The sequence below is a fragment of the Ignavibacteriota bacterium genome, assembly GCA_016716225.1.
GTDB lineage: Bacteria > Bacteroidota > Ignavibacteria > Ignavibacteriales > Melioribacteraceae.
Genome location: JADJWT010000001.1, coordinates 2,952,533 through 2,971,821, shown reverse-complemented (window position 1 = coordinate 2,971,821; position 19,289 = coordinate 2,952,533). Strand labels below are relative to the sequence as shown.

The 19,289-nt window shown below is 28.8% G+C and carries 16 protein-coding genes and 2 pseudogenes; 3 read left to right on the top strand and 15 right to left on the bottom strand.

What is annotated here, in order from left to right; all coding sequences use genetic code 11:
- Positions 1-39: 39 nt before the first annotated feature.
- The 9 genes from IPM32_12990 to IPM32_12950 all read right to left on the bottom strand — a co-directional run bounded on the left by IPM32_12990 (position 40) and on the right by IPM32_12950 (position 9,918).
- Positions 40-894 (bottom strand): hypothetical protein, encoded by an 855-nt coding sequence (locus IPM32_12990; GenBank protein ID MBK8946166.1) that lies wholly within the window; start codon positions 892-894, stop codon positions 40-42.
- Positions 895-966: 72 nt separating this feature from the next.
- Positions 967-1,386: a YjbQ family protein gene (locus tag IPM32_12985; GenBank protein MBK8946165.1), complete on the bottom strand. Its 420-nt coding sequence runs from the start codon at positions 1,384-1,386 to the stop codon at positions 967-969.
- Positions 1,387-1,506: 120 nt separating this feature from the next.
- Entirely contained in the window at positions 1,507-2,004 is a 498-nt protein-coding gene (locus IPM32_12980; protein ID MBK8946164.1) for a methylated-DNA--[protein]-cysteine S-methyltransferase, read from the bottom strand.
- A gap of 48 nt (positions 2,005-2,052) precedes the next feature.
- Entirely contained in the window at positions 2,053-2,424 is a 372-nt protein-coding gene (locus tag IPM32_12975) for a GxxExxY protein (GenBank protein MBK8946163.1), read from the bottom strand.
- Between the two features lie 65 nt (positions 2,425-2,489).
- Complete coding sequence (gene lexA / locus IPM32_12970) at positions 2,490-3,110, bottom strand: repressor LexA (protein MBK8946162.1); 621 nt, start codon at positions 3,108-3,110, stop codon at positions 2,490-2,492.
- 355 nt (positions 3,111-3,465) lie between these two features.
- Positions 3,466-6,414 (bottom strand): response regulator, encoded by a 2,949-nt coding sequence (locus tag IPM32_12965; GenBank protein ID MBK8946161.1) that lies wholly within the window; start codon positions 6,412-6,414, stop codon positions 3,466-3,468.
- A 3-nt stretch (positions 6,415-6,417) separates the two neighbouring features.
- On the bottom strand, positions 6,418-7,497 hold the full coding sequence (locus tag IPM32_12960) for a hypothetical protein (GenBank protein ID MBK8946160.1): 1,080 nt from the start codon (positions 7,495-7,497) through the stop codon (positions 6,418-6,420).
- Positions 7,498-7,689: 192 nt separating this feature from the next.
- Positions 7,690-8,697 carry a dipeptide epimerase gene (locus IPM32_12955; protein MBK8946159.1) on the bottom strand — a complete coding sequence of 336 codons (1,008 nt, stop codon included), beginning with the start codon at positions 8,695-8,697 and terminating at the stop codon, positions 7,690-7,692.
- Positions 8,698-8,730: 33 nt separating this feature from the next.
- Positions 8,731-9,918: a C40 family peptidase gene (locus IPM32_12950; GenBank protein MBK8946158.1), complete on the bottom strand. Its 1,188-nt coding sequence runs from the start codon at positions 9,916-9,918 to the stop codon at positions 8,731-8,733.
- 149 nt (positions 9,919-10,067) lie between these two features.
- Between IPM32_12950 and IPM32_12945 the strand changes: the two genes are divergently transcribed.
- A complete protein-coding gene (locus IPM32_12945; protein MBK8946157.1) occupies positions 10,068-10,319 on the top strand; it encodes an NrdH-redoxin in 252 nt (83 codons plus the stop codon).
- Between the two features lie 14 nt (positions 10,320-10,333).
- The gene (locus tag IPM32_12940) at positions 10,334-10,606 is read left to right on the top strand and encodes a co-chaperone GroES (protein MBK8946156.1); all 273 of its coding nucleotides are present in this window, start codon (positions 10,334-10,336) and stop codon (positions 10,604-10,606) included.
- Positions 10,607-10,654: 48 nt separating this feature from the next.
- On the opposite strand, the gene sulP is transcribed toward IPM32_12940, so the two are convergent.
- Positions 10,655-12,310, bottom strand: coding sequence for a sulfate permease (sulP, locus tag IPM32_12935; protein ID MBK8946155.1), 1,656 nt, complete (start codon positions 12,308-12,310; stop codon positions 10,655-10,657).
- Between the two features lie 315 nt (positions 12,311-12,625).
- On the opposite strand from sulP, the gene IPM32_12930 reads away from it, so the two are divergent.
- On the top strand, positions 12,626-13,831 hold the full coding sequence (locus tag IPM32_12930) for an ATP-dependent 6-phosphofructokinase (GenBank protein MBK8946154.1): 1,206 nt from the start codon (positions 12,626-12,628) through the stop codon (positions 13,829-13,831).
- A gap of 77 nt (positions 13,832-13,908) precedes the next feature.
- Here IPM32_12930 and IPM32_12925 read toward each other — a convergent pair whose 3' ends face one another.
- From IPM32_12925 to IPM32_12905, 5 genes and pseudogenes are all read right to left on the bottom strand, one after another.
- Positions 13,909-16,086 carry a UvrD-helicase domain-containing protein gene (locus IPM32_12925; GenBank protein MBK8946153.1) on the bottom strand — a complete coding sequence of 726 codons (2,178 nt, stop codon included), beginning with the start codon at positions 16,084-16,086 and terminating at the stop codon, positions 13,909-13,911.
- 136 nt (positions 16,087-16,222) lie between these two features.
- Positions 16,223-16,591, bottom strand: coding sequence for an ester cyclase (locus IPM32_12920; protein ID MBK8946152.1), 369 nt, complete (start codon positions 16,589-16,591; stop codon positions 16,223-16,225).
- Positions 16,592-16,676: 85 nt separating this feature from the next.
- Positions 16,677-17,634, bottom strand: a pseudogene (locus tag IPM32_12915) (aminopeptidase).
- 14 nt (positions 17,635-17,648) lie between these two features.
- Positions 17,649-17,984, bottom strand: a complete 336-nt coding sequence (locus IPM32_12910) for a PqqD family protein (GenBank protein MBK8946151.1) — start codon at positions 17,982-17,984, stop codon at positions 17,649-17,651.
- A 3-nt stretch (positions 17,985-17,987) separates the two neighbouring features.
- Positions 17,988-19,276: pseudogene (locus IPM32_12905) on the bottom strand (MFS transporter).
- Positions 19,277-19,289 lie beyond the last annotated feature (13 nt).

The following is a 19,289-nucleotide window of genomic DNA, read 5'->3' as shown; positions in this document are numbered from 1 at the left end:
GCAACCGGAATTATAAAATTATATGAATTGTGTAAATATTTAGAATAAATAATTCACTCCAATCCCAACAGAAAAAGCTCTGGTTAAACCATCAACATTTATTTCTCTTTTTAGAAATGGAAATGCAATTTCTGCTGTTATAATCATATCTTTATTAATTTCATAATCGGTATTTACAAGAAAGTTAATTTGAAGTTGATCACTATCTTCCAACTCAATAAATTTTTCTTCAGCAGCTGTTAAATCTAAAACACTCGATTTACCAATTCTCTTAATCAATAATAATTGCGGAGAAATATTAAAGTTATCAAACTCAAAAATGTAACTTCCTCTTACAATAAAATCATCACCGCGTTCTAAGCGTGTAACGGAATTATCATTTCTATTTCCGGCAACTTGGTAACCTAATCCCAGCATAACATTTCTATTTGAGTAATTTAATCCAAGCAACAAATCATTAGTACCTAATCCACTTTGATAAATCTGAGGTAATTTTTTTTTATTATCGTCACCGGTTGCAATTTTTCCGCCAAAGGTAAAAGAAGCTGATTGGATTCTATCACTAAAAATATTTTGGGTAAAACTTAAAATTAAATCGCCTATTCCACTTACATCACCTAATGGTCCGGATTGCATATTATAAGGTAGTATTACTGTTAATTTTGTATTGCGAAATGGTTGATAGAAAAAGTTTAACTTGGCGGAATGAAATTTTACATCATCATCCTTACCGCTTGATCCGAAAGAGTAAGAAACTCCAACATTATAGTTTTTATTAGATTCTTCATGCTCAAAGCTAAGTTGACAAACTCCGGCATCTGAACATTGAGCAAAAGATTTGTTAACATTAGCAAATAAAAATACTGTGATAAAAATTGATAATATTTTTTTCATTTTATAAATACTTTCTTTTTTGAAGACAATTAAAATAAAAGTATCACAATTTTATAACAAAATCGATGGAAATTATTCTCCCATTAAAGTAATTACAATTTTTCTTGAGCCGCCGTAATCTCTGTGCTCACAAAGATAAATTCCTTGCCAAGTACCCAAATTTAATTTTCCATCTGTTATTGGAATTGTAAGCGATGGTCCAAGCAATGAAGATTTTATGTGTGCTGGCATGTCATCTGCGCCTTCATAAGTATGTTCAAAATAAGAAATTTTTTCCGAAACAATATTATTAAAATATTTTTCCATATCTCTGCGAACATCCGGCGATACATTTTCGTTTATTGTTAATGATGCGGATGTATGTTTTATAAAAATATTTGCTATCCCAATTTTTATATTTTTCATTTCGGGAATTGCATTTTCAATTTCGCGAGTAATTATGTGAAATCCGCGATTTTTAGGTTTAAGATTTATTTCTGTTTGGATATACATTTGATCTCAAATAAATGAATGAAAAGATAAACCACAAAGTACACAAAGATTATTCACAAAGAATACAAAGTTAATATTCTTTGTGGATATTTTTCTTCGTGTTCTTTGTGGTTAAATTCTTTAAAACATCTCCATTTGTTTTTCTTCACCGGAAAATTCTTTTTCATGATTGAGCAACCACTTTTTTCTCCACAATCCGCCGGCATATCCGGTAAGACTTCCATCGCTTCCAATTACTCTATGGCACGGAACAATAATAGATATTTGGTTTCTTCCATTTGTTGCACCTACTGCTCTAATTGATTTTTTATCACCTAGAGATCCTGCAATAAAATTGTAAGAGACAGTTTTTGCATAAGGGATTTTGAGTAATTCATTCCAAACTTTTTGTTGGAATTCCGTACCTTCTTGTTTTATTGGAATAGTAAACTCATTTCTTTTCCCAACAAAATATTCAGCAAGTTCCTTTTTACATTGGGTTAAAACGGGATTTATATTTTCCGCTTCTATTTCTGTATCGTCAAAAACGAAAAGAATGGAAGTAATAAAATTTTCTTCAGCGGTAATTTTTATTTCTCCAATTGGAGATTTAAGATATGTAACAAATTTAGTTTTCATTTTACCCCTTTTAACCACAAAGATCACAAAGTTTTTTTCACAAAGAACTCAAAGAATAACTCTTTTGATTCCATCTTTCAAATATTTTACATTGAAATTAATCAATAAACCAAGCTTGCATTCAGCTAATTTTAAATAAATTAATATCTGAGCTAAATGCACATCATTCAATGCTTCAACTGATTTAATTTCTAAAATTAATTTTCTTTCAATCATTAAATCAATTCTATAACCACAATCCAATTTAACTTCTTCATAAATCAATGGCATTGGTTTTTGTTTTTCAACAAACAATCCATTTTTATTTAATTCATAAAACAAACATTCTTCATATGCCGATTCTAATAATCCGGGTCCTAAATTTTTATGAACATTTATTGCTAAACCTATTACAACATTCGATAATTGATCTTCATTCATTTTTCTTTCCTTTGTGCTTTTGTGCGCCTTTCTTTGTGTCCTTTGTGGTTAAGGCTTTTCTCTTTTCATCCCGCCATTGTTTCCATGTTTCTGTAAATTCCTACAACAATTCCAACTACTTTAAAATTGACATAATTTTTTTTAATTATTATTGGCTGGTATTCCGGATTTTCCGAATGAAGCTCAATTGAATTTGATTTTTTAAAAAACCTTTTAACAACCGCCGCATCATCTAAAATTGCAGCAACAATTTTTCCGTTTACCGGTTCCAAATTGGGATTTACAATTACCACATCGCCGCTGAAAATGTAAGCATCTTTTAAACTGTCTCCTTTTACACGAAGCAAAAATGAATCTTTTGGCATGTGCGCAATTGTGGGAAGTTCAATTGTATCAATCGCATCGGGATAAATTGTTAGCGGATTTCCCGCAGCAACTTCACCAAGAATTGGCTTTGGAATAAAAAATTTATCCTCCAGCAAAAGTTCAATTCCGCGTGAAAGTTTTGAACTTCTTCTTATGTACCCTTTTTTCTCAATTGCTTGCAAATGCTGCTGAACTGTTGAGCGATTTTCATATCCAAACTTTTTTGCAATTTCTGCAAGAGTAGGCATAAATCCTTTTAGTTTGGATTCCGTTAAAAATTCTAAAATTTTTTGCTGAGTTTTTGTTAATTCTTTTGGCATAAGCACACCTTCGGCTGGTTAGTCACACAAAAAAAAGATTTAAAAAAAAGATTAAGAATAAGATTAAGAGTAAGAAAAAGAGAAAAAATTAAAAAATTGAAGCAAAAATAAGTTTTCAGATTTCAAAATATTTTTTTTACCAAACAGATTTGTAATGTTGCATTATTAATTATTCTGTTTTTCTTCTCTTTCTTTTTCTTATTTTCTTCTTAATCTTACTCTGTTTTTTATCTTTTCTTAAAACACCATACATTTGTATGGTATAATTTACAAACACAGAATTAGATTGTCAAGAATAAAAATTTGAGCAACATTTTTATTTTTTGCGGAATTTGAAAGATAGTTTTCTAAATCTTTACGAAAGAATTTCTTCGAAAGATTTTAGCAAATTTTCTCTTAATAATGGTTTTACAAAATAATCCGTAAATCCGAACATTAAGAATTTTTCTCTATCTCCTTCAAAAGGATATGCGGTAAGTGCGGCAATCGGTGTAGTTTTATAATCACTAAATTGACGAATAATTTTCAGTGCATCAAAACCGTTGAATTTGTGGTTGAGATTTATATCAACTAAAATTATATCAAAATTGAATTTTTCTAAAAGCGGCAATGCATCAATTAAATTTGATGTCATACTCAACTGTTTTAAATCATGCATTTGAGATTTGAACAACAATTGCGCATCAATTGAATCATCAATAAATAAGCAAGAAATTTCAGAAATATTGAATTTCTTAATTGTCTTTTCTTCTTTTACAATTTCAGTTTCTTTTTCTAAAACTTCATCTTCGCTAAAATCTTCAATTATTATTTCATCAATTTCATTTGGAATTTTTGGTTCTTCAAAAATAATTTTGGTTTCTTCATATTTCATTTCAGAATTTGCAGAATTATTTTCTTCATTTTCCAAAACTATTTCAGAATCTTCAAGTTTAATTTCAGAAATTTCTTCATGTAAAATTTCATCCGAAAATTCTTCCAAATCATCTTCATCAAAAATCATTTCATCATTTTCAATAATATTTTTTTCATCAATTTCACTTTCTACAATTTCATCAATTTTATTTTCTAAATTATCTGCCGGAATTTCTTTTTCACTTTCGGTTAATTCATTTATTGTTGAAACCGGATTTGTAAAATCGGTTTGTTCAGAAACAACTTTATGTTTATCAATATTAATTGGAATTACTAAAGATGCAGTATTTATATTTTCCGAAATTAGATTTGTAACTTTTGCAAAAATTACATCATTCAATTTTTGTGAAAGTCGCAGTGTAATTGATGATAATCCCAAATTATTATTTATAGAACTTTTTGGCGAATTATAAAGTTCTAAAATATTATTTAGCAAATTTTCAGAAATTTCGGAAAGTTTATCTTTAACAGAAATTATTAAGTTATCTTCCGTTGAATGTAATTTTACAAAAACTTCTTTCGTCTCAGTTAGATTTATGACAAGTTTTAGAAAATAACTTATTGCTGCTAAAAGTTTTTGTCGATCGTTTTGCAGAATAAGTTTATCAAAAGACTGAGTGAAATTTAATTTAACATTTTGTTTTTCCGCAAGTCTGGAAACACTTTCTTCAATATCAAGAATATGATTTTTAAAATTAAATTCTTCAACTTTTATGGGCAGAAGATTTTCTTCAAGCTTTGCATACTGAACTGCGGAATTCATTGTCTGCAATAAAATTTGCTGATTTTCTTTTATTATTTTTGCCGATTCTTCTTGTTCTTCAGAAAGATTATCAATGCTATCAATAATTTCTTGAACAAAACCCAAAATCACATTTACCGGCGTTAATAATTCATGAAATAAAAATGATAAAAACGGAGAAATTTCTTTATTGTCTTTTGCAATTTCTTTCTGGTAAAAATTTGGTTTAGCATCGGGAATTTTTTCTTCACTTTTTATTTCATCAGAAATTATATTTTGCTCAGAAGAAATTCCATTTGGGATTTCCGTTAATTTTTCATTATCAATTTTATTTTCTAAAATTTCTTCTTCAACCAATTCTTCAACTTTTACAGATTCTGAATTTTCCTCAACCGTATTTATTACTTCAATATTATTTTCTGTTATTCCATTCGAAATTTCTACCGGTTCAATTTCAGCATTTTCAATTTGCGGAATTATTTCTATATCAATTTTTTCTTCAGAAATTATTTTTTCATTTTCATCAGCAATTTCGATTATTTCCAAATAAGCATTTCTATTTTGCCAAATTGTATTTTCTCTTTTAGCTAAAATTTTAATTTTGTTTCCATCTTTTTTTATCTGTGTATATTCAATTTTTTCTGCATCTATTTCTGGACTTAACAATTTCTGCATATCTTCCGGTGGAAATAATTCAATCAAATTCATTTTCTTCAATTCATCTATATCATAACCATAAATTTCTGCACATTGTTTATTCACATCTAAAATATCAAAATTATTTGCATCGTAAATTATTGTCGGAACATCACTTTTAATTTGCTGTTCTTCAATTTTCGGACTTTCGACATTTGTCGGCTGTCCGAATTTTGCTTGTAAATCAAGTTTACCGATTATTAAAGTTTCATTTTTTCTGATAAAAGGAAAAATTAAAATTTTACTGCTTTCTGCAATATTTATTTTATTTGGGAAAGTGTTTTCAATTACAAAAATATTTTGCGAGCCGAAAATTTCTTTTTCGAGAGAATAAATAATCAGCAGAAGTTCGCTTGTTTTTATTCTAACATTAAGCGAAATATCTTGCTTATTTTCTTCGGGAAGCATGAATGTTCTAAAACTTTGATTCATCAAAAGGAAATTTGAAAAATCTTTGAGTGCAATCGGCTCTTTCTCAATTTCAACGTAATACTTTAGATTATTAATAATTTGATTTTCTCGATCTTCAGTTTTAAGTAAATTAAAAATGTATTCATATTTTTTGTAATAACTGAAATCATCAATAGTTGGATAAACTATAAAATTGTTTGTATGACTTTCATCATAAATTAAAAAATAGAAATACAAATTATTTTGAATTTTAAAAGGCGAAATTACGAGTTGGAAATTTTTAATTTTTCCGGAAGATAAATATTGGATTTCTCTTGTTTTAACTTTTTGAAAAGTTTTAGAATCAATCAAACTGCTTTTAATCAACAACGATGTATTTTTATCAAAAATATTATAAAAACTTTTTCCGGTTTCGGCATTATTAAAATATTTTGACCAAACATCATTCTTTGCAACAACATCAGCAAATTGATTAAGAACCAATGCTGGTATGCTTTCATTCATTTCAAGTAAATTTAATATTTGTTCAGTTATGGTCATATTTTAATTTAATATAAATGTTGAAGTTAAAAATTCCTTTCGTTTCGTAATTAAAAATTCAATTCCGGGAATATGTTTAAATGAATCGGAAATATTTTTATCAAGATTTTTAATTAGTTTTTCAACAACTTCGGATTCATTATTCTGCGGAAGAATATAAACCGTATTTTTTTTGTAACTGATTTTATCTCCGGTGTTTAAACCTTTTTGAATAATTCTGCACAATTCAATTGCATCAACAATTTCATTTTTAATTTTGTATGTAATAATATTTACCTGCGTGTTTGTTTTTTGTGCGTAAGATTTTCTGCTTTCGGTCAATAATTTAAATTCTTCCAAATCATAAATTATTGTATAATCAAATTTTTGATTTTGCTCTAAAATATCATACTCTGAATTTACTTTGGAAAGTAATTTTAAAATATCATTTTCATTATCCGCAAGAGTTACAAAACCTTTTATTGGAACAACTTTGTAATTTGTTTCAAACTCGCCTTCAATATGACCAATATTGGGTTTAATTGTAATTTGTCCCGAATAAATTCTCTTTTCTGAACTTCTTTGAAGCTGAATAATTCCTGTTGTATATTGAAGAATTTCTTTTAATAAATTTTTGGAATTTTCATTTTGAGGTAAATTGGTAATTGAAAAAATTGTAATATTTTTTTCTTCAAGAATTTCTAAAATTTGAAGATATTTTTCTGCTGAATCAAAAAATAAATTCTGCAATAATTGATCAATAAAAATTACCGAAGGATTTTTCTCGTTTATAAAATTTCTAAAATTTTCTAACGATTGAAATATTTCATCATTTTTGGTGAATAATAATTTTCCGGTTTTTATTGGATCTTCAATATTGAAATAAAGCGATGAAGCTTGAATTTCCAGATTTTTAATACGTTGATTGGTAATTAATGCAGTGGTTAGATTTGAAGAAATAAAATTTTCTATCATTTTTAACGAAAGCAAAGTTTTACCTGCATTTTTAGAACCAATAATTAAATAATTACCACCGGGATAAATTCCTCCCCATTTTTGATCTAAAAATGAAAAACCCGTTAATATTTTGGAAAACTTCTGCATAAGTATTTTTCTGGATTCAGCTTATCTATATTAATAATTTTATGAACACTAAGAAATGGTAATAATTGAAGATTTTATGTGTTACGAATCACAAAATTTAATTAAAAAATTTCATTTTGAGCAAAAGCTGAAAAATTTATTCTAACACGAAAATATATACTTTGAAATGTTTAAAATTATTCAAAAACATAATTATTGCAACCCAATTCCCGGATTTTCATTCAAAGAAATTTTACCGTCAATAATTTTTACACCAAAATATGGATCATTTTTAATAAGTAAATTACCATCTAAATCCGCCCAATCGACTAGAGGAGAAAGTTGAGCTGCCGCAGAAATTGCGCACGAAGTTTCAGTCATACACCCAATCATAACTTTCATATTCAAGGATTTTGCAAGGGTTAACATTTTGTGAGCTTCTCTCATTCCAGTACATTTCATCAATTTAATATTTATTCCGGAAAAAATTCCTTTTGCAGAAACTACATCATTTAGTCTTTGAACTGATTCATCCGCAAAAATTGGTAACGGACTTTTTTCTGTAAGCCAAGCTGTTTCTTCAATCTTTTCTTTCGGCATTGGTTGTTCAATCATTTGCACATTTTGTTCTTTCAGCCAATAAATTAAATCGATTGCAAATTCCTTTTCTTTCCAACCTTGGTTTGCGTCAACTGCTAAAGGTTTATTAGTAAATTTTCTAATTGTAGAAATTAATTTTTTATCGTCTTCGCTTCCCAATTTAATTTTAAGAATTTTATATGGTTCTGCTTCCAAAACTTTTTGTTTTAAGATTTCTTCTTTATCAATTCCGATTGTAAAAGTAGTAAATGGAGTTTTTGATTTATCAAATCCCCAAATTTTAAACCATGGTTTATTTAATAATTTTCCAACCAAATCATGAAGTGCAATATCTATTGATGCTTTAGCGGCAGTATTTTTTTCATCAATACTATCAACATAATTTAGAATTTCATCAAATAAAAAAGGATCGTTAAATTGTTGTAAATTTACTTTTGATAAAAATTTCAAAACAGTTTCGTGAGATTCACCCAAATACGGCGGCATTGAAGCTTCGCCGTAACCAATAATTCCATCATGCTCAATTTCTGTTAGAACAACTGGTGTTGTTGTTCTTGAATTTGACGAAATCGTAAATGTATGTTTTAGTTCTAAAGTATACGGTTTAAAAGATAGTTTCATTAAAACAATTCCAAACTTCTCAGGTTTCTAATATTATTTATAAAATTCATTATTCTTTACTAAATTTTCGCCAGAATCAAAATTTCCAATAATTCTTTTGGCTCGTATAAAAGTGTTAAATCTATATTCATTAAAATCCGACGATTCTTTAAAAAGGTTGTTATATCTAACTCTTCCAGATGCGTGAATATATTTTCCTTCTCCAATATATAATGCAACGTGAGTAATTTTTTCTTTTTCAGAATCTCTTTGTTTTTTTCCAAAAAATAATAAATCACCAGGTAGCAAATCTTTAAAATTATTTTCCGAACTAATTAATTTTCCGATATTTACTTGCTGAGAAGCATCACGTGGTAAAATTACACCATTCATATAAAAAATAGTTTTGGTAAATCCGCTGCAATCCAAACCTTTTGATGAAGTTCCGCCCCACAAATACGGAATTCCAATAAATTTCTTTGCTGATGAAATTATTTTTTCACTTGTGGAAATTGTATCTCTTTTCCAATTTTCAAACTTTTGTATATCGATTGATTTGACAAATCCGCTTCTTAAATCGGGACATTCAACTTTCGTAAATTCATTTTTTGTTTCAATAAATTTTAGAATATTACCTAAAACTAAATCTGAAATTATTTCACTTTCCAAATTAGGATTTTCATATAATGTTGAATTATTTTTTACAACAATTACATTTTCAGATTTTTTCCAAATATCAATTTCACTTTCATTTACTAAAATTACTCCATCTTCATCAACCCAAGAAATATATTTATCCGGCGTTTGAACTAAATACCAACCGTCTTCTTCCTTTAAAACTTTTATAATTGTTCCAAGTAAACTTTGTGTTGCTAATTCTGCAGAATGCTTTGGGTTTGTTCTAAGATTTGCTACTGAAACATTTACAATTCCAAATTTTTTATAGCCAAGATTAACATCCGGTAAAACTTTTATGTCAACTTCAGAATCAATTTCATTTATTTTTAGTTGATAGATTAATTCATTTTTTGCGTCATTATTATTTGTTTCTCCGGTAAAAACATATCTGCCGTCTTTTGCTTCATAATTAACATCAAAAATTGCAGTTCGTTTATCGGGAGCATATGCATTTTTAACAGTACTTAAAATATCTTCTAATTTTTCCATTTTGGTTTCTTGACAAAAGTTGAATAAAATAATTGAAATTACGGGAATTATAAATTTTGCAACTTTATTTTTCATAATTTATTTTTAAGCTAATGAATAAATAAAATTAACTATTTTTTTATATTTTTTTGCTTAAATTTTGGCTCGCAATTTTATATTTTTTGAAACTTTTTTTTGAATTCTTCATCAAATTATATTGATTTTTTATAATTGACGGAGAAAAAATGAGTACATCTGCACAACCAAAAGTTATTATGTTTACAACGCCAACTTGTAGTTTTTGTGTTTCTGCAAAAAGATATTTCAGAGAAAAAAACATAAAATTTACGGAAGTTGATGTTTCAAAGGATCAAAAAGCTGCTTTGGATATGCAAAGACGTGCCGGAACAACTGGAGTTCCAGTAATTTTGATAAATAATAAACCAATTGTGGGTTTTGATAAACCAAAAATTAACAATTTGTTAAACATTAAATAAATATAGGAGAAACCATGAAAATTAAACCAATGGATGACAGAGTTCTTGTATCATTAGTTGAAGCTGAAACCAAAACCGCTTCTGGAATTATTATTCCAGATACAGCAAAAGAAAAACCAACAATGGGAAAAGTTGAAGCTGTTGGAACCGACGAAGAATTACAGAAAGTATTAAAAGTTGGTGATAAAGTATTATTTGGAAAATACGGCGGTGAAGAAATTTCTTTTGAAGGTAAAGATTACAAAATAATTCAAAGAAGCGATATTTTAGCAGTATTTGAAAACTAAATTTATAAACACATTTTGTATTAAAAGTCCGGTTTTGCCGGACTTTTTTCATTTAATATTCAAAATTTCATTTGCACGTTTTAGTGCATCATCAATATTATCAAAAATATTTTCTTCACCGATAACTTCATTTAATCCAAACTGTTTAATTGCATTTTTGGGTTGAGGATTTACACCAGATAAGATTATTTTAATTCCTAAATGCGAACTATCCCGATAAATTTCTTTTAACATTTTCAATCCGGTTGCGTCAACTGCCGGAACATTTCTCATTCTAATTATTCTGATTTTCGGCGGATTTTCAATTTCATTCATAACTTCACGAAATTTATTTGCCGCACCAAAAAAGAATGGTCCGTTAATTTCATAAATTTCAACACCATCCGGCACAATTTTATTTTGAATTGCCATTGGATCATTTAGATTTTCATCATCAGTAAAATCACTTTTAATAATTTCTAAATTCGAAACTTCCGCCATTCTGCGCATAAATAAAAATCCAGCTAAAACCATTCCGACTTCAATCGCAACTGTTAAATCCAAAATTACAGTTAGGAAAAATGTTGTTAATAAAACTGCAACATCACTTTTGGGGCTTCTTAAAAGATGATAAAAAACCTTGTACTCGCTCATATTATAAGCAACAACAACAAGAATTGCAGCTAAAGTTGCCATTGGAATTAATTTTGCCCATTTACCCAAAAATATCATTATCAGTAAAAGTGTAATTGCATGAATAATTCCCGATAATGGAGTTCTTCCGCCATTTTTAATATTTGTTGCGGTTCTTGCAATTGCTCCTGTTACGGGAATTCCGCCAAAAATTGGAGAAATTATATTTGCAACGCCTTGAGCAATTAATTCTTTATTGGAATTGTGTCTACTTCCGATCATTCCATCAGCAACAACTGCAGAAAGCAAAGCTTCAATAGCTGCTAGAATAGCAATTGTTGTTGCGGGCATAATCATATCTTTAATTATTTGAAAACTTAATTCCGGGAAAATTGGTTGTGGAATGACAGAAGGAATTTCGCCGAATTTGGATTCAATTGTTTCAACATTTAGATGAAAAACGTTTACAAGAATTACACTAATTAAAATTGCTAATAACGAACCGGGAATTTTTCTTGAAACTTTTGGCCACAAAATTATTATTAACAAAGAAAGTACCGAAATTAAAAAAGTTTCTAAATTTATTGAATGAAAATTTTGAACGTAAACTGTCCACTTTTCAAAAAAATCTGCGGGAACTTCGTCAATTTGTAATCCAAAAAAATCTTTAATTTGACTTGAGAAAATTACCACAGCAATTCCGGAAGTAAATCCCACAACAACTGGATAAGGTATAAATTTTATCATTGCTCCAAATTTTGCTGCTCCCATTACAATTAAAATTATTCCAGCCATTAAAGTTGCAATAATTAACCCGTTTACCCCATATTGTTGAACAATTCCGTATACAATAATAATAAATGCTCCGGTAGGACCGCCAATCTGAACTTTACTTCCGCCAAAATATGAAACAATAAATCCGCCAATTATAGCAGTAATTAATCCTTTTTCCGGAGTTACACCAGAAGCAATTCCAAATGCAATTGCTAAAGGAAGTGCAACAATTCCAACAATTACTCCAGCAGATAATTCAGAAAATAATTGTTTTGAGGTAAGTTTAGGAATTGGGAAGAAAATTGATTTTTTAAACATTATAAATCTCAATTAAATCAAATATTTGAAAAATCACAATTAGGCTAATTTTATAAAACCGTGAATTAAATTTACAAAAATTGACAATTTGTATATTCAAAATAATGATATTTATTATTTATTGGATTTGAAAATTTAGAAATGGTAATCATTTGATGAATATTTATTCAGTTTTTATAAAAAAGATGTAAAAGGATTATTTTCTATTTCACAAAAAATGAAGAAATCTTTTATATTTGCAAACGAAATTAAATCTTCTTAGAAATCTCACTAATTGAAGAAATAAATTAACCAAAATTACCATGCGGAGAAATGATGAGTAATATTAACAAAATTAAAGGTACAATAGGAATTCTTACTGGCGGAGGTGATGTTCCGGGATTAAATCCCGCAATCCGTGCTGTAACAATCCGCGCCTTAAGAGAAGGATATCGAGTTGTTGGTATTCGTCGCGGTTGGGGTGGAATGATAGATATTGTACGTGATAAGCAATATGATAACAGTGAAAATTTTATCGAATTAACTGAAAATATTGTAAATCGTGCTGGAAGAACCGGAGGAACATTTTTACATTCCTCACGAACTAGAGCAAGCCATGTTCCAAAACCAAATGTTCCTGAACATTTAAAAGATAAGTACACCGAAGAAATTAATGATTTAACTCCGGAAGTTATCCAAAATTTGGATTTTATGGGTTTAGATTATTTAATTCCTATTGGCGGTGATGATACTTTAAGTTACGGAAAACATTTACATGATCAAGGAATGAAAGTTATTGCAATTCCGAAAACAATGGATAATGATGTTCCCGGAACAGATTATTGTATCGGATTCAGTACATGCGTAACAAGAACAATTGAATTAACTCATGCACTTAGAACAAGCGCTGGTTCACATGAAAGATTTTTAATTATTGAAGTTTTTGGTCGTTATGCCGGATTTTCAGCACTTTTACCAACAATGGCTGGTGCAGCAGATCGTTGCCTAATTCCTGAATTCAAATTTGATATTGAAAGAATTACAGAGTTAATGTCACAAGATAGAATTAAAAATCCAAGCAGATATTCTGTTTGTTTAGTTTCAGAAGGCGCAATGTTGAGTGAAAGCTCTGAAATGACTTTTGAAGATCATGAAACCGATATGTTTGGACACAAAAAATTAGGTGGAATTGGAGATTTAGTTTCCAAGAAAATGAAAGATTTATCACCGAAATATAATAACGGAAAAAGAGTTAATGTAATTAATCAAAGACTTGGTTATATGGTAAGAAGCGGTGATCCAGATGCAATAGATTCAATTGTTCCAATGGCTTATGGAAATTTAGCTTTAGATTTAGTGCTTGAAGGAACTTCCGGTAGATTAGTTACATTAAAGAACGGAAGATATGATAATGCTCCAATTGAAATTGTTACAAGTTTTAAAAAAGTTGTAGATGTGGATAAATATTATAATGTTGATAGATTAAGACCACATTACAAGAGTTTTGAATCAAAACCATTATTTATTATGGCAAGTGACTAATAGTATTTTTTGTATGATTTCAAACAAAAAAGCCCAATCATTTTTTTAGACGTTGGGCTTTTAATTTTTAAAATTTTTTAAGATGCCAAATGAATATTTGCAAATTTGAGTAAAAGTGTTTTCGTTCCCTTTTCTTCAAAAGCGATTGTAACTTTCGTCATATCTCCCGCACCGGAAATTTTTAATACTTTACCATTTCCAAATAATTCATGAGATATTCTACTTCCAACTCTAAAAGATCTTCTTTCTTGGTTGTAATCATCAAAATCTTCTTGATACATTTCATCATAAAATGCTTTTCTTCTTCGTCCACCTTTTCTTGTTGTACCTTTATTATCTTCATCTAATGTATCCGGATCAAGTTCATCTAAAAATCTTGATTTACTTTGATAAGCTACTTCACCAAATCTATATCTTGATCTTGCATATGAAATAAAAACCTTTGTTTGCGCTCTCGTTAATGCTACATAAAAAAGTCGTCTTTCTTCTTCTATCTTAGAATCATTATCAAATTTTGGATTTAACGGAAAAATATCTTCTTCGCAACCGGTTATAAAGACAACCGGAAATTCAAGACCTTTGGAACTATGAATCGTCATTAATGTAATTGAATTATGTTCATCTGCATATTGATCAAGTCCCGTAATTAATGAAACTTCGGCAAGAAAATCATCAATTGTTGCTTCCGGATGTGATTTAGAAAATTCTGCAATTCCGCTTAACAATTCTTGAATATTATCATATCTTTGCAAAGATTCTTGAGTATTTTCTTCTTTGTAAACTTTTAAAATCCCAAGTTCATCAACCAATGCAGAAGTTAATTCTAAAAGTGAAAGTTGATTTTTTAGCTTTATATATTTATCCAAAAGCAATTTGAATTGTTTAACATTTTTTTGAATTCTTTCTTTAACTTCAATTACTTCAAATACTCGAGACATTGTTGTAAATAGAGAAATATTAAGTTTTCTTGCAAAGTCAATCATTTTACTGATCGAAGTATTTCCTATTCCTCTCTGTGGAAAATTCATTATTCTCAATAAACTTTCTTCATCTTCTTGATTTGCAAGAATTCTTAAATATCCAACTAAATCTTTAACTTCTTTTCTTCTATAAAATTCTACTCCACCGATAATTTTATACGGCACTTTTTCACGTCGCAAAGCTTCTTCTAAAGCTCTGGATTGAGAATTTATTCTATATAAAATTGCAATATCATTTAGAGAGATTTTTCTTGCAGTAACTTCCTTTTTAATTTGTTTAGCAATTAAAAATGCTTCGTCTTTTTCGTCAGTACTTCTAATTATTGTTAAATCTTCACCGTCATTATTTTTTGTCCACAAAGTTTTTTTAATCTGATTCAAATTATTTTTTATAATAGAATCTGCAGCACGCAAAATTTTTCCGGTTGACCTATAATTTTGTTCAAGTCTAAAAGTCTTTGCTTTTGGAAAATCTTTTTCAAAATTAAGCATGTTGTTGATATCTGCTCCGCGCCAACCGTAAATACTTTGTGCATCATCACCAACCACACAAATTTTAATTTTTCCGGTTGTTAAAAGTTTAAGCAGTTCATACTGGGCTTTATTAGTATCTTGATATTCATCTACAAGTATATACTTAAATTGACTTCTGTATTTTGCTAAAATTATTTGATTTACATTGAATAATTCAATCGGTTTAAGAAGCAAATCATCAAAATCCATTGAATTATTTTGTTTTAATCTTTTATTGTATTCCGTATAAACTTCACCAATTTTTTTCTCAATCAAATTTGAAGCAATTTGTTTTGAATATTCTTCTGCAGAAATCATCTGATTTTTCAAAAAACTAATTTTGTGTTGAACTGAAGAAGCACTTAAACTATCCAACGAAATATTTAATGCTTGAAGGCAATTACTAACTAGTGAAACTGAATCTTCCCGATCATAGATTGAAAAGTTAGGTTCGTAACCAATTTTTGAAGCTTCGGTACGTAAAATTTTTGCAAATATTGAATGAAAAGTTCCCATCCAAATTTCATTAGCTTTTAAACCAATAAGGTGAACAATTCTTTCTTTCATTTCTTTTGCTGCTTTGTTAGTAAAAGTAAGCGCAAGAATTGATGATGATTCGTAACCGTTTTCTAACAAATATGCAATTTTATAAGTTAATACTCTTGTTTTGCCCGAACCAGCTCCGGCAACAATCATATTGGGAGCATTATTAAATTCTACAGCTTCTCTTTGTTGTTGATTAAGTTCGTTAAGAATTTTCACTATTACCTCATTTTTTCAAGACGGCAAATTTACTAATTTTTAGCACCAATTTCAAAGATTTGTATTTGAATTGTGATTATTTTTGTGGACAATTGAATTGTTGATTATTGTGGTCAATAAAATAATATATTTTATCTTATAATTTATTTTTCAAATGATCAGAAATATCCCATTCTCCCCATCTTTTTACAATTTTAAAATTTTCTACTTCTATTATTTCTATTCCAGTAATTTTAGTAAGTCTATTTGTTGGACCAACACCCAAATAGTTTAATTTATTTACTCCAATAGAACTCCATCTTACAGCAATTTGCGAATTACCTTCGTCAATCAAAATTTGATCGGCAGAAGTTTTTATATCCGGAAAAGCTTCCAGAAATTTTACAATTCCTAATTTAAATCCATTTTTATCTGAAGGTCTCCCAGATGAAGATAAATCAATAAAATTCTCAGAATGTAATTCATCAAATGAATCTAAATTAATAGGTGAATCCCAAAGTGAAATCCATCTTTTACTATATTTTCTAGTTTAAGTCGATTGGTTAACATATTATAAAATAATCAGTTATATGATTATAACTAAAGTATTATCATATTAATAATTTTCCATTTTGCATAATCAATTTTCCATCAAAAAACAGTTGGTTTTTTAATTACACTATCCAAAATGAATTGGGACATTTACATTTCCCCCATGGATTTATTATCTCCCAACGCAATGTGAACCGTTCCTAAAACTTTTTCATCTTCCAAAAGCATTCCGCTTAATTTTACTTTATCGTTTGTTCCAATTCCAATTTCTGCAATATTTCTTCCCTTTTTACCAAATTTTGAAATAATTTCGATCAATCTTTTCGCTTCATCACCGCCGAAAATTTCTGTTGCTAGTCCCTTTTCAACTTTAATTTTAATTGGAGATTTTAAAACCCCAATTCCCGCAAATGATCCATCAGCAACAAAAATTCCTTCTGAATTTCCTTCTATGGGAGCAGCAAATGCTTCGCCAGTTGGTAAATTTCCACTTTCTCCCTTTTTATGAAATAGTCCTTTACTTGCGAATCCTTTTCTTCCTTTTACATTCAAAGTAATATCAGTTCCATTAGGAGCTGTAACTTTTATAATTTCCGTTTTATCAATCAATTTTGCCAATTTTATAGTTAATGTAGATATTTTATTATAATCAGCATTTAATCCTCGTATCATAACTTCTTTAGTAATTCCCGGGAAAGTTGCAATTCTTTTTCCCAAAGCTGAAGCATTTCGTCTTGCATTTGTGTGAGTTAGAGATTTTGTTGTTGGACATAAAATTACATCCGCCATTTTCATAGCTTCAGCAATAAATTTGGGTGGTTCTTCACCATTATATTCAAGTGATTTCATTTCAATTATGAAAGCTTCGTGACCAAGTTTAATTGCATTTTCATATAGAGAGTGTCCTATTTCTCTTTTATTTTCATCAGTTATAACCAAAACTTTTTCATTTTTTTTAGTTCCCATGCAATCTTTAATTGCAATTATTGAAGCTAAATCTAAAGCTGATTGTTTCATTTTTTCTCTTTACATCATTTTACAATTTTTTTATAAAGTTTTATCAATTTGTTTTTATTCATTTGATTGATAAATAGAATTACTCTTTCATTTGCGGGAGCAACTTTTTCCTTAAACTCATTTTCTGCTAAAGTAATTATATCTTTAACTTTGTTTTTACCATTACAATTTTGCCAAATAAAACTTCCAATTTCATCCAAATCAATTTTATAAGGTTTTCCCAATTGATTTCTGAAAAAGATTTTTTCGATAAAACTTGGATTTTTGATAAGCAATTTAACACAAACCAAATTTTCTACAATTTCAAATTCACAATCTTGAATTGGATAAAGTTCAGTAATTTCAGACATTTTCTAAATTTGAGCTCCTTTTTCTAAACCATGCCCGTTTGCTCCAGTTTCAGATTTTCTCAATAAATATGCAAAAAGTAACCCAAAAAATCCCAAAACAGAAAATATCCACATTCCATATTCATAACCTTGCGGGTTTTGCGCACTTGCCTTACCGTAATCATTTGCAGCACCAATTAACCAATTAAATCCAGCTAAGCCAATTTGTTGAATTAAGGTCATTAATGAATAAGCAGTTCCCAATCTATTTTGATCAACAATATATGCAACGGATGGCCACATAATTGCCGGAATTAATGAAAATGCAATTCCCATCATTGCAATTGGAATGTAGAGTGAAATATCTGAATAAACAAACATTAGATAAACCGGAAGTAATAAAATTGAACCAACCATCATAAATAAAGCACGTTTTCCTACTTTATCAACAAATAATCCAAATAATGGTGTTGCAATCATTGCGGAAATCGGGAGCAAGCTATTTAAGAATCCAGCAAATTCCCTACTTTCACCATGAAACTCCATAAAGAATTTTATTGCAAAACTTCTAAATGGAAAAATTGCTGAATAAAATGTTATGCAAAGTGCAACAATATACCAAAAGGATTTACTGAATTTGAATAAGTCAGAAATCACAAATTTATCAGTAGATCCAGCTTGACCTATTGAATATTTTTTTTCAGCTGCAGATTCTAAAATCCAGTATGCAATTCCTCCAATTGCACATGATAAAGAAATTATAGCAGAAATAACAAGTGGATCATGCCAATTAAGATAATATGAACTTGCCCAAGATGGTGAATTATCTGCTGCAACTGAACCTAAACGTGCAATTGTTAAATTTATTCCAAATGCAAAACTAAGTTCTTTTCCTTTAAACCACTTAGCCAAAGCAGTTGTAATTGCTACAATTAAGGGTTCTGCACCAATTCCCAAAAGTAGTCTTCCAAAAAGCATAATTGTTAGATCAGAAGTTAAAGTTGGAATTACAGCAGCGATTGTACAAATAATTCCAAATAACAAAACAGAAATTTTTGTACCATATTTATCAATAAAATTCCGCCAATAATTAAAATGAAAATTGCAGCAATACTATAAATTGAATACATCTGACCTATATTTTCATCGTTAAAACCTAAATCTTGTTTTAACATATCTGCAATCGGAGCAATGCTATCATACACATAATAATTTCCAAACATTGCTAAACTAATTAAAACTAAAACTAACCATCTAAAAAAAGGTGATGGTTCCGGTTTGGTAATTTGTCGTTGATCAGAAATTAATTCCATAAATGTTCCAATT

Excerpts from the sequence above, each read along its gene's own strand:
- IPM32_12990 (MBK8946166.1), bottom strand. The coding sequence starts at position 894 with ATGAAAAAAATATTATCAATTTTTATCACAGTATTTTTATTTGCTAAT.
- IPM32_12985 (MBK8946165.1), bottom strand. The coding sequence starts at position 1,386 with ATGTATATCCAAACAGAAATAAATCTTAAACCTAAAAATCGCGGATTT.
- IPM32_12980 (MBK8946164.1), bottom strand. The coding sequence starts at position 2,004 with ATGAAAACTAAATTTGTTACATATCTTAAATCTCCAATTGGAGAAATA.
- IPM32_12975 (MBK8946163.1), bottom strand. The coding sequence starts at position 2,424 with ATGAATGAAGATCAATTATCGAATGTTGTAATAGGTTTAGCAATAAAT.
- lexA (MBK8946162.1), bottom strand. The coding sequence starts at position 3,110 with ATGCCAAAAGAATTAACAAAAACTCAGCAAAAAATTTTAGAATTTTTA.
- IPM32_12965 (MBK8946161.1), bottom strand. The coding sequence starts at position 6,414 with ATGACCATAACTGAACAAATATTAAATTTACTTGAAATGAATGAAAGC.
- IPM32_12960 (MBK8946160.1), bottom strand. The coding sequence starts at position 7,497 with ATGCAGAAGTTTTCCAAAATATTAACGGGTTTTTCATTTTTAGATCAA.
- IPM32_12955 (MBK8946159.1), bottom strand. The coding sequence starts at position 8,697 with ATGAAACTATCTTTTAAACCGTATACTTTAGAACTAAAACATACATTT.
- IPM32_12950 (MBK8946158.1), bottom strand. The coding sequence starts at position 9,918 with ATGAAAAATAAAGTTGCAAAATTTATAATTCCCGTAATTTCAATTATT.
- IPM32_12945 (MBK8946157.1), top strand. The coding sequence starts at position 10,068 with ATGAGTACATCTGCACAACCAAAAGTTATTATGTTTACAACGCCAACT.
- IPM32_12940 (MBK8946156.1), top strand. The coding sequence starts at position 10,334 with ATGAAAATTAAACCAATGGATGACAGAGTTCTTGTATCATTAGTTGAA.
- sulP (MBK8946155.1), bottom strand. The coding sequence starts at position 12,310 with ATGTTTAAAAAATCAATTTTCTTCCCAATTCCTAAACTTACCTCAAAA.
- IPM32_12930 (MBK8946154.1), top strand. The coding sequence starts at position 12,626 with ATGAGTAATATTAACAAAATTAAAGGTACAATAGGAATTCTTACTGGC.
- IPM32_12910 (MBK8946151.1), bottom strand. The coding sequence starts at position 17,984 with ATGTCTGAAATTACTGAACTTTATCCAATTCAAGATTGTGAATTTGAA.